We start from the raw sequence: 13,399 nt of genomic DNA on the forward strand, positions 1-13,399 counted from the left end.
AATGGATATCCTGGCTCTGCTGTAGCGCAAAGAGATCGCAGTTAGTTTGCTAAATTAAAAAGAGATTAAAACATAATTAATACTGCTTTGTCAACTTTCTTTTCTTCAACCGAGCGCCAGTTTATTCGCACGCATCTGACTGACGATGTTCGCGCGTTATCGCTGCGTAAATCCCCTGACGGAGTAGACCTTAAAAAGATAATTGCTCAGATCGTTGCCCGGCAAAAAGCAAAAGACAAATTGCCAACGTGGTATGCCAACGATGACCTGGTTTTTCCGCCCCCACTGTCTGTAGAACAAGCTTCATCAGAGCAAACAGCTCAGTACAAAGCCTCCCTGGTTCAGGGCGATTTATTACTTGACCTCACCGGCGGGATGGGCGTTGATACGTGGGCGTTTGCGAAGCGTGTCAACCAGGTCGTATACGTAGAGCGGAATCCGGAGTTGGTCGAGTTGGCGGCTCACAATTTACCGTTGCTGGGAGCAGCAAACGTATTGGTTCATGCGGGCGACGGGCTGGAACTTGTTGAAACCAATACTGTCGTTAAACCGGATGTGCCAGCCGACTGGCTTTACCTCGATCCACACCGACGTGATGAACAGGGCGGTAAAGTCGTACGACTGAACGACTGCGAACCCGATTTATCGAGGCCTCAAACGGTTTCGAGTTTATTCGATAAAGCCAACCGAATTTTAATAAAGACGTCTCCGTTACTTGACATCGATGCCACCGTCCGACAGTTGACAGGCGCGGTTGAAGCCGTTCACATTGTGGCTATGCAGGGTGAGGTAAAAGAAATTTTGTTTGTGCTCGGGAAGCAGCCCACTGCCCAGGAAAACGTTCAGATAAACGCGGTCAACTTACTGCCGAATCAACGTATTGAGCTAGGCTTCCGGTGGATTGAAGAACGCACGGCAAGTGTTACGTTTGGCGATCCGTTACGTTACGTCTACGAACCAAACGCAGCGGTTCTGAAAGCAGGAGCCTTTCGTCTAATAGCCGACCGATTTAGTCTAACGAAATTGGCACCAAACAGTCATCTATATACTAGCGATATGTTACGTACTGATTTTCCGGGCCGGATTTTTGCTGTACAGGAAGTCATTAAACCCGACAGTAAACTGCTGAAAAAGGCAGTACCGACCCTGAAAGCGAACCTCACAGTCCGTAATTTCCCGCAATCGGTAGCTGAGTTGCGAAAAAAATTAAACCTGCGCGAAGGCGGTGATGTCTATATTTTCGCAACAACGCTGCTACATGGCGATAAACGTCTGCTGATCACTCAAAAGGTTGCTGTAGCGAAAAGTTGAAAAGGAAAACGTATGCATGTCCAGTCCTTTTTATTCCCTTTCCCTTCACTCGTATGTCGCAAGATTAAATTCTGGCAATTCATTTTAAGAACCAATTATAAATCAGTTATTTACCCGATTAATTCACATACACCCATGAAAACCGTAACACAATTCATTTTTGCTTTTTATCTGTTCGTATTCCCGTGCGCTACGTATGCGCAGACCGTTTATGCGGGCGAAAGCACGATTGACAAAGCTAAAGTATCAGGCCTTTATTTAACGATTCAGGGCGAAGGCAAACAGATTGAAAAAGACTGGGAAAGTCAGTTGCAGAAATACGGGCGCGTTTCGTCTTCGCGTGGTACGTATCGTGTGACCAATGCCAGCATACCCGCCATTTCACCGGAGCCGATCAATTTAGCGAGTACGGTAAAAACCTCAAAAACCTCCGCGACTATTTTCGTGGCTTACGACTTAGGTAGTGGAAACTACGTAACAACGGGCGGTAACGGCTACTCAGCGGCCGAAGGAATGTTAAAAGATTTTGCTGGCAATTCGCTGTACAGCCAGGAGGTGCGTACGGCCGAAAGTAGCTTTGACGACGCCCAGAAGAGTCACCAGAAGATTGTTCGTAAAGGTGAACAGCTTCAGCGGTCCATTGAGCAAAATGCGAAAGAGAAGGAGCGGCTGCTGAAACGCATCGACGATAATGCCAAAGAGTTAGAACAGCTTCAGAAAGACATTGAAACCAACAAAACAGATCAGGAAAACGCGCAAACTGAACTCGATAGCCGCAAAAGCAATGTTGAAGCGGTAAAGGCGAAACGAAATAATTAAGAAGATCAGTCAGTAATCATTGACAAAGTTTTAACGTTTGTCAATGCCTGAAAAAATTACCTGAAAATACCTGTCATCAGCCAGGTATTTTCAGGTAATTTTTTGTGTTAGAACTCAATTTGCCCTCTGATTTCTCCGGCTGGATTGGCAGGTGTGTGCATATTGAAATAATACTGTCCGTTCAGTAAATTATCTTCAGTGAGCGATGTGCCATCAACAACGGTTGAATTAGAGAATGTGCCTGAAGTCGTCTTGGATATCAAACTAAAAAAATCATGTTTGATAGGCGCATTAACGCCCCTTGGAGCTGGCCCATGAATATGTGCACCCGTAGCATTTCCAGTCAGATTACTCCAGGTAAGTGTATAACTCAATACATGCGTACTCTTATCATAAACGACATCGGCAGTACCACTACCCGGAACATTTTTGACGGGAACTTCCTGTTCTCCCGTGAGTGGTATGCCCCTTCTGGAAACTATACTCGGTCCGGAATGGTCCTGGCAGGAAGCAAGAAACATAGAAATGGCAACCGCTGTCAGTAGCTGTTTTGAGATTTGCATGATCGTAGAGTTGTAGGTCAATAGTGAATGTTCTAATAAAATCGTCAAAAAACTCGCCTAATGTACAGATTTTCAGCAACTATTGACGATCATACATGATAGGTAGACGGCATTTTATTTAACGGCAATTTAGGCCTGAGCGAGAAATTGAGGAACCCGCTTCGGTTAATCGTCAAGTGCTTCGTTAACAAACCAGTGGCTTTCTTTGCAAAATCCTGCCTTTGTTTCCCAATTAGTCAGTAGGGATAAAACGCTCAGTAACTCCATTTCCACTTTCGATAACAATAAGCTGAAAATAGCGATCAGAACAGCCAGCTCAGAGTTATTTAGCTATTGACTTCATAATTTTGATTATTTTGCCACATAACAATCCAAACAATGGTGACGTCGGAGGCTCCCTTCTATGACGAGAATGCAACCCTCGTCGAGCGATTAACCTTTACCTTACAGGCGGCTGAGATCGGTACGTGGGATTACAATCTGGAAACAGGGGTTGCGGAATGGTCATCCATCTGTAAAGAATTGTTCGGTCTCTCATCCGACGCCGTTGTAACGCCAGCTATTTTATTGGATCGGGTCCACCCCGAGGACCGGGAAATGGTTAACCGGGCGAACAAAAAAGCGATAAGTCCTGATACGGATGGTAACCATAACATCACCTTTCGAACCCTGGCCAACAACGGAGTATATCGTTGGGTGCAGGCCAAGGGCAGAACGTATAAAAGTGACAGTGGTGCCGTACAACGCTTTGCGGGCATCGTCCAGGACGTTTCTTCCAGTGTTGAGGCCCGTCAGCAGCTCCAGGCCAGTCAGGAACGTTTTCGAACACTTATTGAAGAAGCGCCTGTTGCCACTTGCCTGTTCGTGGGTCGTGATCTGATCATCGACATAGCGAATAACATCATGATCAGCTTCTGGGGAAAAGATCGATCGATATTAGGCAAACCGGTTGCGGAGGCCGTACCCGAACTAATAGGGCAACCATTTCTCCAAATTCTGGATGAGGTTTTCACGAGTGGGCAAACGTATAAATCGCAGAATACACCAGTGCAATTGCCGGTTAACGGCGTACTCAGTACGTATTACGTTGACTTCACGTACAAACCGGTACGGAACGCCCAGGGGGATGTCTATGCGGTGCTGGAAACGGCGATCGACGTAACGGAGCAGGTCATTTCGCGAAAAACTATTGAAGCCAGTGAAACAAAATTACGGTCTGTAATTGCTACTGCACCGGCAGCTATGGGCTTGTTTATTGGTCGGGATCTGATTGTGGAAATGCCAAATCAGGCCTTTATTGATATCGTTGGCAAAGGCCCCAACATTGCCGGTAAATCGCTGCGGGAGGTGATGCCCGAATTGATCACGGAAAATCAACCCTTTCTTCAAATTCTGGACGACGTCTACACCTTAGGAAAAACGTTTCAGACGTTCGGGGCGCAGGTCAAGATTGTCCAGAATGGGGTGATGACCCACAATTATTACAACTTTACTTATTCTCCACTGTTCGATGCGGACGGCCATGTGTACGCCATCCTCGACATTGCCATCGATGTAACCGAAGCCATAAGAGCCCGGCAGGAAACCGAAGAAAGTGAAGCCCGCTATCGGGCGTTGTCAGAAGAACTGGAAAACCGGGTACGGCAGCGAACCCAGGAGGTTCTCCAGATTAATCAGGATCTTAAACGCTCGAATGAAAACCTACAGCAGTTCGCTTATGTTGCCTCGCACGATTTACAGGAGCCACTCCGTAAAATTCAATCGTTCAGTACGTTACTGAATGATCAATTTGGCGATGAACTGGGCGATGCTGGTAAAGATTTGCTTCGCCGAATGTCGGCTGCGGGTGCCCGAATGTCTACGTTAATCAAAGACCTTCTCACATATTCCCGCGTAGCAACCCGTCAGCAAATCTTTGGTCTTGTCTCGCTGGATAAAATTATGGCCAACGTATTGACTACTCTGGAATGGGATATTCAACAGCGCGGGGCACGTATCGACATCAATGAGTTACCCGTTATCAAAGGCGACGAATCGCAGTTGGGTCAGTTATTTCAAAACTTACTCTCCAATGCGTTGAAGTTCACGCCTGGCAGCGAAACCCCGCAGATTCAGATTATGTGTTTCCCTCGGGACATAAGCGAGCTTCCCGCTGAGATACAGCTTTCGAGTCACGCTTCACGTTTCTATCAGATCAGTGTCAGCGACCAGGGAGTGGGTTTTGATGTCAAATATCTCGATCGGATCTTTCAGGTATTTCAACGCCTGCATGCCAGGAACGAATTTCCGGGAACGGGTGTGGGGCTTGCCATTTGCCAGCGCGTGGTCGAAAACCATGGCGGAGGCATTACGGCCAACAGCAAGCCCGGCGAAGGCGCTACGTTTCACGTATTTTTACCCGCCTGATGCTGACACTTCCTTCGCCCTATCAGTTACCCTCTTTGAAAAACACCCGTTTTACGCGTTCGCTAACGCCCGTCAGAATTTCGTAGGGGATCGTACCGATACGTTGAGCCAGTTCGATGATGGGTAACTCTCTGCCAAAAATCACGACTTCGTCACCTTCACTGGCGGATGCCTGCGTTACGTCGATCATGGTCATGTCCATGCACACATTCCCCACCGTTGGGCAGCGTGTACCGTTTACCCAAACCTCCCCAACTCCATTGCCCAGTCGACGGTCATAGCCGTCAGCATAACCAATGGCTAGCGTAGCAATACGGGCGTCGTGGTCGAGCCAGCCCCGTCGGCTATAGCCAACCGATTCACCTGCCTGAACGGTTTTAATCTGGCTGATCACCGTCCGTAACGTACCAACCGTTTGTAGGGAGTTTGGATCAATACCACTCGCTTCAACGCCATACAGACCAATGCCCAAGCGAACCATATCGAGCCTGTAGTCAGTAAATCGCACGATGCCCGCTGAATTGAGCAGATGGCGGGTCGGTCGGTAGCCTAATCCCGTTTCGAGCGTAGCCGTACTGCGAAGAAACGTATCATACTGCTGCTGCGAAAATGAGTTAAACTGTGCTTCATCGGCCCCCACCAGATGACTGAACACGGTCGATACGCGCAACAACGGATGTTGATTCAGATACGCAACAACTTCTGGAATTTCTTCTTCCAGAAACCCCAGTCGATGCATGCCGGTGTCGATTTTTAGATGCAGAGGGTATAGGGCATGGGGCGTAGGGTAAGGAGTTGTTAATGAGGAACTAGCGGGAGTAGACGCTCCTTCGCCCCACGCTCCATGCCCTTTGCCCTCTTCCACAAACCTACCCCACTCCCGTAGTAACCGCATGCTGTAAATCTCTGGTTCGAGCTTGTATTCCAGCAACGTAGCGAAGGTTTCGGGACGGTCCGGCGATCCGGTTGGGTTCATAACCATAATCGGCAGATCAACGCCATGCTGGCGTAGCACTACCCCTTCATCGGCATAGGCAACAGCCAGATAATCGACCCGGTGAAACTGTAGTAGCTGAGCAACTTCGGCGCTGCCACTTCCGTAAGCGAAGGCTTTCACCATCACCATAATTTTCGTATCTGCCCCAACTTTTTCGCGGTAGTAATTCAGGTTATGCGTCAGGGCATCAAGATTAATTTCGAGAACGGTGCCGTGTACTTTTCGTTCCAGTCGATGCACAATTCGTTCGAACGAAAAGGGTCTTGCACCCTTGACCAGCAAGGTGCTATCGCGTAGATCACTAAATGGGAACTGCCCCAAAAACTCCTCCGTGGTGCTGTAGAACAGACTGTTCCCGGCAAACCATTGCGCATTCCGGCTGACGACCGGCCCAATCCCAATAAACTGCTCAACGTGATTACTACGTATCAACTCACCAACCTGTTCATACAAATCAGCTTCGGGCTGGCCCGACTGCAGGACATCGGACAGAATAACCACCCGACGATTTCGGGTATTCTGTTGGTTCAGGAAACGTAACGCGAGCTGCAAGCCAACAACGTCGTTATTATACGAATCATCAATAAGCACACAGTTGTTAATGCCCTCTTTCTGTTCAAGCCGCATTGAAACCGGTCGTAGTCGATTCAGCCGGATTTGTAAGTCTTCGCTACTCCAGGAACGTAACGTCAACATTGTAACTACACAATGCAGCAGATTCTCTATGGATGCTGGATCGGTGAACGGCACTTGCAACCGATACATGCCTGTTGGTCCGCTTATGGTAAGGTGGTTCTGAGCCAGCGTAGCCTGATACGTAGCAGCCTTGCCCGTTAACGACCACGTAATGAACCGCATGTCCGGATTAACCGCTTTCAGCAGCAGATTGACCTCATCATCGACTTCAGCATAATCGGTACAGTAAATCAGCGTTTTAGCGTGAATAAACAGCCGCAACTTTTCGGCTATTTTCTGCTTTCGGGTTCGGAATCCTTCGTCGTGTGCCGTGCCTATGTTGGTAAAAATGCCAAGCGTTGGCCGGATGATGGCTTCAAGTGCCTGCATCTCGTGAGCTTTGGAGATACCGGCCTCGAAAATCCCGAGCGTGTGGTTTTTCGTTAACGTATGCACCGACAGGGGTACGCCCAACTGCGAGTTGTAACTCTTGGGGCTTTTCGCAATCACAAACTCATCGGCCAGCAACTGGACCAGCCATTCTTTTACAATGGTTTTGCCGTTACTGCCCGTAATACCAATGATTGGATTATGAAACTGCCGCCGTTGTTGAGCAGCCAGCGTTTGCAAGGTTTGAAGACTACTATCGACCTCAATAAACTGGGCATCAGCGTAGCGCGCCAACTCCTCCCGGCGGTCCGGCGGTCCGGTTAGGGCCGACCGTTCAACAACAAACTGTCGAATTCCCTTTTGGTATAGTTCACCGATGAACGCATGCCCATCGTGATGATCGCCCTGAATGGCAAAAAAAACGCTGTCGGCTACTTGTCCATCACCACCGCCAGCCGTTACCTGCCGGGAATCGGTAATCCACTGCTTAGTAATCAATTGGTTATCCTTCGTAATCATACGTACTTACTACGTCGTGATTTGATTTGCCCGACGACTGTTTACATCCAGCCTCGCCGACGGAAGTAGATAATCATACCCACCGTCACGAGCGCCATAATCCCCCATACTACGTAGTACCCATACTGTTTGTGGAGTTCAGGCATGTTATCGAAATTCATACCATAAACGCCGACGATAAAGGTAAGAGGCATAAAAATGGCCGAAAAAATCGTCAGCGTTTTCATAACCGAGTTCATTCGGTTGCTCACGATCGAATAATAAACGTCCATCAGGCCCGCAATAAGTTCTCGGTACGACTCCAGGGTTTCAATCACCTGATTCATGTGATCGGCAAGGTCGCGCAGGTACGGAAACGTGTTGTGCTGAATCAGGTCGGATTCTTCACGCAGCAACGTACTGATAATGTCACGCACCGGCGAAACTGCCCGGCGAATAAAGGCCAGTTCGCGCTTGAGCGTGTAAAGCGTACCTAACGTTTGCTGATTAGCCCGCTCCTGCACAATCTGCTCTTCCACTTCATCCATCTTCTCGCCAATACGTTCGGTAATCAGTAAGTAATGGTCGACAATGACATCAATCAGGGCGTACAAAAGATAGTCAGCTCCGTTACGTCGGGTTTTGCCCGATGAGGCTTTAATCCGTTCGATGACCGGCTCGAAAATATCCTTCGTTCGTTCTTCCTGAAACGAAATCAAATAGTTTTTGCCCAGCACCATACTGATGTGTTCGATATCAATTTCCTGCCGCTGACGACTATGATGCAACATTTTGAGGGTAACAAAAACGACCGAATCGGTTGGTTCAACAACGCCATTTCCGGTTGGACTCTCATCGTAAATGTCGATTTTGGGCTTTTGTTCCGTATTGAGAACATCTTCCAGCAACAGCGGGTGCAGGTGGTACTGCTGTCCCAGAGCCGCCACGACTTTCGGTTCGTGAATGCCATCGACGTCAAGCCAGTTGACGTAGGGCGTACTCGAAGCGGGTAAACGACAGGCGCTCAGTTTACTGGTATCGTCAATACGGTAGTCGGTTGCATTGTATTCAATACGTTTAATTTTCGTGGCATGTTCGATTTCCGCACCAACGTAGGTGAGCGTACCGGGCGAAGTGCCGAGTAGTTTCTCGGCCGAGTGATTACGTCGGTGTTTCGACATGATTTACCAGACAGGCGATCCAACGAATAGATCTTTTTTCGGGTCAAAGATAAACCAACTACTGCTTGTGTTGTCGAATGTTCAAAATTCGTAGTTTAACACCATGTTTCGCCCGGGTCTGTTCATCGTTCTTGCTGTCTTTCTGCTAAATGCGTGCAGCAGTGGCAAAACAGCGCTTAAACGGGGCCATTTTGATCTTGCCGTAAAGAAAGCGTCGCAACGGCTTCAGCAACGACCCGGCCTCAGCAAACGCGGCCTGCCATTGGCTACGCAGGTTTTGCAGCAGGCCTTTGTGCAAGCGTACCAACACCATCAAACGACTATCCAGCGACTTTCAGCGCCAGCCAGTACAGATGCGTTTCGCTGGGAAGCAGTTTACAGGGAATACAGCGCCTTACAAACCTTAACGGATAATGCGCGAACCTGTGTTACCTGCGCCGACTGGCTAGCGACCTATCCAGTTTCATATACGGATCGTCAGAACGATACGCGTGAGTTGGCAGCTGCTGATCGGTACCAGGCTGCGGAAGAGGCATTTTCGTATCGGGAGGAGGATCGTCTGGCGGCCAAGGATGCTTATCTGAATTACCTGAAAGCCATTGAGTGGGTACCCGACTACCGACAAGCCCGCGCTAAAGCGGCAGATGCCTTTCCCTTCGCTATTTTGCGGGTAGTTGTCGAGCCACTGACTCCATCCGTCGAACTCGACCGCGCCGACAATCAGGAATTACAACGACTGCTTCTACGACAGGTTGGTCAAAATACGGCGCCGTCAACATTTGTGAGGCTTTATCCACCAGACGAAACCGCGGGTGATGGCTATCCTATTCATCAGGCCATCCAAATGGTTATCGCCGACTATACACCCTACCGTGAAAACACGTCATCCTCGCCTACAACGGTTTATAGCAATCAGGCTTACAAAGTCGGCGAGAAGAAGATCAACGACTCAACCAAGGTCGACGTTATGGAAAAAGTGAAAGGCACACTCACTACGTATCGTCGGGAGATTCAGGCGGGCCTGGACCTGCGAATGCGGTCAATCGACACAAAAACCGGTAAAATTTTGTGGGAAGAATCGGTCGTAGAAAACCGAAACTGGCAAACCGAGTGGCAAACCTTTAGTGGCGATGATCGGGCTCTGAACGGCCATACGCTGGCTAGTGCGAATCTGTTTCCACCTTCGCGCTGGCAACTCTACGAGAGTATGCGCGACGAATTAGCGGATGATGTAGCCCGGCGGTTGCGAACGAAGTTTTCCCGGGACTGACAAACAATTCAGGTGGGCTTCATGGCAGTTGGGTAATTGTTATTTCCTATCCATGCAATTACTATTTCCTTTGCGGACGATGTTCATTAACTTTACTACGTAATCAGACCGTGTGGTTCCTAATCGTAAAGCAATCGCTATCATGAAACGAATCGTCTTCTGGATCCTCTTCGCCTGGCTCGGGCACGATACGTTGCCCGCTCAGGCCGGCGACGTTCCGGGGTCAGCTCCGGCTGCGGCTTCCCGATTGTTTTATCTTCAGCGAAGTAAAGACGCAAATACGGTCGTGTATCAGGCTAATGTTCTGGCCGATCAAAAATTATCTCCGCAGAAGCCGGTTGATGTGTTTTGGATTCGGTACGCCGAACAGGGCCAGCGGGAGGAACTGTCTTCGATCCAATGGCAATTAGCTTACGGCTATCAACACCGCGCCTGTGCTGATAAGCCTGATTCGTATGAACTTCGGCTCAATGCGTATCCCAAACGTCCACTCAAGGTTGTTCATTCGCAGGGTAAAACTGTCGCAATGATCGTCATCAACGGACAGAATGCCCATCTGCAAAAAATATTCATCCAGTTAGCCAGCTCGTTTCACCTGGTCCCCAAAGTAGCCTACATTGAGCTTTTCGGCGTCGATCCTGATAGTGGCCAATCGGTTTACGAACGTATTCCCATCTAGACAGTGATTTGTCAGTAAACATATCGAACCGTCGAAGCGGAGCCACAGAGCCCACAAAGGTTTTTTCTTCATGTACTCCGTGGCTCCGCTTCGACGGTTCGATGTGTTTATCCCTATCATTCCACATCATTTCTCCCAATAAACGAACCTATGCAGAAACGGGTAAAATTTGATTTTGAGCTTTACTTCACCAACGGAGGCAGTTTAAAAGGAGACGATTTTCGAATCGACATCGCGGGAGACGATATTTCGGACCGTGAACTGGCGGATTATATCGTTGCCGATCTGCGTTTATTGATGGTGGGGAACGTAACGATTCTGAACAAACAGATCCTGACCGAACCGCACAAACGAAAACCCATCAACGAACGGGGCGATCGACAACTGCTTATCGATTTGAGCCACACGATTGAAAATGGCCTCATTACGTATAAAGGCCTGCCCGCTCCCATCATCTGCGATTACTTAAGCCGGGAGGATTCCCGTCAGATTTATGAACCCGGAACGGAATTCCAGATTGGTAAAATTGAGATGGTGACCAACACCGGCACTTACCTGGATTGCCCGTTTCACCGATTTGCTGATGGGCACGATTTATCCCAGGTTGGATTGGAAGCCTTTACAGATCTGGAGGGTATTGTCATTCGCGTGCCGTATACCGAGTCACTTGCCGTAACGACTGATCATCTACAAAATTACGAGATCAGGAATCGGGCGGTGCTGATTCATACCGGATGGGATGTGCACTGGAATACGGATCTGTATTATGCCAACCATCCTTACGTAACCGCCGAAGCCGCTACGTATCTGCGCGACTGTGGGGTGAAACTAGTGGGCATCGACTCGCACAATATTGACGATACAACTGGCCGCAGTCGTCCTGTTCATACAACACTGTTAGGTGCTAACATTCTGATTGTTGAACACCTGTGTAATTTATCAGCCGTACCTGATGATGGGTTTACCTTCAGCGCGATTCCCCCAAAATTCAAAGGCGTTGGTACGTTTCCGGTACGTGCCCATGCCAAAATACGGTAAGCATTCTATTCTAAAAAATAGCTTGTTAAACCGCGATCAGACGTATTGATCGCGGCTTTTTGGTTGCTTCTATCTAGAGTTCGTCAGGGCTGATTGTTGCGACTGGATAAGCTTTAGCGTGTAGTCCATGACACGATCTTTGTGGGTTAAGATATCATCGGCTGTAGGCTCTACGAGATAATCGGGAATGATGCCCCGGTCGGCATGGGGATAGGCCGATACGTTCGCCATGTGAAAGCCGAACATGCCGATGCCGAGGTCAATTTTCGAGTTCGGTAATTGGGTAATGGTAAAAATACCACTGCTGTTCAGCTTATAACCGCCCCCACTTTCCTGCCCAATAAACACGGCCCGTCCAGGCTGGGCCCGTTTATCGGCATGGGCGCGGGCGGCAAACTCAGTCGTTACAGAAAAGCTATTGCCGTTGAGCAGTTCGTAAAGCTTACCGGAATAGGCGTCTTTTTGCGGTTTTGTAATGCTCAGACCTCGCTGCGCCGTAAATACGTAGCCATCTCCGCGTTTTTTCACGACCATGAATTTTGCTAGTCGGTACAGCTTCGACGTCCAGGCCGGAAATGAGTAGCGCTTTTTCTGCCGAACGCTGATGTGATCGTAATAGCGGAACGGTTGGTTGGTCAAGTAGCTGTATAGCAAGACACCCAGCGATTCTTCTCCCCCTTCGTTATCGCGCAGGTCAAGCACCAGATTTTGCGCGCCTTTAGTCTTAATTTCCCGAAAGGACTTCTGCAGAAACTGACTGAATTTCAGGCCATTCATTTCCTTAAAGAAGGCCTCAATGGTCATCACCGCTGTCTGATTATCAACGAACGTCAATCGTAACGGATGTTGCGGAGCGGATTTATGTTTCTCAGCGTACGCCTTAATCGCCTGTTCCGTTACGGGCTGAAGCGTTACGTTCGTTTCCTCATTACCCATTCGATACGTAACGGCAAAGGCATCGGGCGCGCCGATGAACGTAGCGTAATAGCCCGAAAAATAGCGGTTCAGATCTTCCAGCTTCCCTCCTATCCGGTTGCCATCGGCAAAGGTCATGTTCGGCAACAGCGACTGAATAAGACTGGCCGTCGATTTTCCATTGATCGTCGTTATTTCCGCGCCATCGGGTACATTACCAGCGCCATAATTGCCTACGACCCACGCTTTTTCGTCCAGAAAATAGAGTTTCAGCGGAAACAGCTTGTCGGTAAAAAATGGATAATGCTCGTCTTTCCCGGAAACAATCCATTTGATGTGTCCGTCGCGGAGGGCGGTCAGCAGCGGCATCATCGTTACGTAGAACTCGTGCTGCGTCATGGGCCGGTTCAGGCGGGCCGACGTAGCTGTAAATAGTGAGTCGAAGGTGTGCTTTGGCGTATACCGATACATTTCCGGATGAACTTCGTTGAGCGCCGTGCGGAAACGGGCAAAATCCGTCTGAAGTTGTTCCGGCGTTAAAGTCTGTCCGATGAGTGTTACGTTCAGCATCAAACAGAGAAACGTGATAGGCAGTAATGATTTCATTCGTTGTTGCTTTTTGACGAAGCAAAACTGTCCCAAACGGCCCGAAGCTGA

At 48.8% G+C, this 13,399-nt stretch carries 10 protein-coding genes; 6 read left to right on the forward strand and 4 right to left on the reverse strand.

The window, feature by feature from the left end; genetic code table 11:
• Positions 1-87 precede the first annotated feature (87 nt).
• Both IC230_RS19590 and IC230_RS19595 read left to right on the forward strand, forming a co-directional pair.
• On the forward strand, positions 88-1,311 hold the full coding sequence (locus IC230_RS19590) for a THUMP-like domain-containing protein (protein ID WP_223860723.1): 1,224 nt from the start codon (positions 88-90) through the stop codon (positions 1,309-1,311).
• 135 nt (positions 1,312-1,446) lie between these two features.
• Positions 1,447-2,130 (forward strand): hypothetical protein, encoded by a 684-nt coding sequence (locus tag IC230_RS19595; protein WP_191040733.1) that lies wholly within the window; start codon positions 1,447-1,449, stop codon positions 2,128-2,130.
• 107 nt (positions 2,131-2,237) lie between these two features.
• Here IC230_RS19595 and IC230_RS19600 read toward each other — a convergent pair whose 3' ends face one another.
• Positions 2,238-2,693: a CHRD domain-containing protein gene (locus tag IC230_RS19600; RefSeq protein ID WP_191040734.1), complete on the reverse strand. Its 456-nt coding sequence runs from the start codon at positions 2,691-2,693 to the stop codon at positions 2,238-2,240.
• Between the two features lie 378 nt (positions 2,694-3,071).
• On the opposite strand from IC230_RS19600, the gene IC230_RS19605 reads away from it, so the two are divergent.
• On the forward strand, positions 3,072-5,099 hold the full coding sequence (locus IC230_RS19605; protein ID WP_191040735.1) for a PAS domain-containing sensor histidine kinase: 2,028 nt from the start codon (positions 3,072-3,074) through the stop codon (positions 5,097-5,099).
• Between the two features lie 22 nt (positions 5,100-5,121).
• On the opposite strand, the gene IC230_RS19610 is transcribed toward IC230_RS19605, so the two are convergent.
• Positions 5,122-7,680, reverse strand: coding sequence for a bifunctional UDP-N-acetylmuramoyl-tripeptide:D-alanyl-D-alanine ligase/alanine racemase (locus tag IC230_RS19610; RefSeq protein WP_191040736.1), 2,559 nt, complete (start codon positions 7,678-7,680; stop codon positions 5,122-5,124).
• A 41-nt stretch (positions 7,681-7,721) separates the two neighbouring features.
• Positions 7,722-8,840: a magnesium/cobalt transporter CorA gene (corA, locus tag IC230_RS19615; RefSeq protein ID WP_191040737.1), complete on the reverse strand. Its 1,119-nt coding sequence runs from the start codon at positions 8,838-8,840 to the stop codon at positions 7,722-7,724.
• Between the two features lie 103 nt (positions 8,841-8,943).
• Between corA and IC230_RS19620 the strand changes: the two genes are divergently transcribed.
• The 3 genes from IC230_RS19620 to IC230_RS19630 all read left to right on the forward strand — a co-directional run bounded on the left by IC230_RS19620 (position 8,944) and on the right by IC230_RS19630 (position 11,827).
• On the forward strand, positions 8,944-10,110 hold the full coding sequence (locus tag IC230_RS19620) for a hypothetical protein (RefSeq protein ID WP_191040738.1): 1,167 nt from the start codon (positions 8,944-8,946) through the stop codon (positions 10,108-10,110).
• 142 nt (positions 10,111-10,252) lie between these two features.
• Complete coding sequence (locus IC230_RS19625) at positions 10,253-10,789, forward strand: DUF4833 domain-containing protein (RefSeq protein ID WP_191040739.1); 537 nt, start codon at positions 10,253-10,255, stop codon at positions 10,787-10,789.
• Between the two features lie 150 nt (positions 10,790-10,939).
• The gene (locus IC230_RS19630; RefSeq protein ID WP_191040740.1) at positions 10,940-11,827 is read left to right on the forward strand and encodes a cyclase family protein; all 888 of its coding nucleotides are present in this window, start codon (positions 10,940-10,942) and stop codon (positions 11,825-11,827) included.
• Between the two features lie 69 nt (positions 11,828-11,896).
• On the opposite strand, the gene IC230_RS19635 is transcribed toward IC230_RS19630, so the two are convergent.
• On the reverse strand, positions 11,897-13,348 hold the full coding sequence (locus IC230_RS19635; protein ID WP_191040741.1) for a S41 family peptidase: 1,452 nt from the start codon (positions 13,346-13,348) through the stop codon (positions 11,897-11,899).
• Positions 13,349-13,399 lie beyond the last annotated feature (51 nt).

The organism is Spirosoma validum (genome assembly GCF_014699035.1).
GTDB lineage: Bacteria > Bacteroidota > Bacteroidia > Cytophagales > Spirosomataceae > Spirosoma > Spirosoma validum.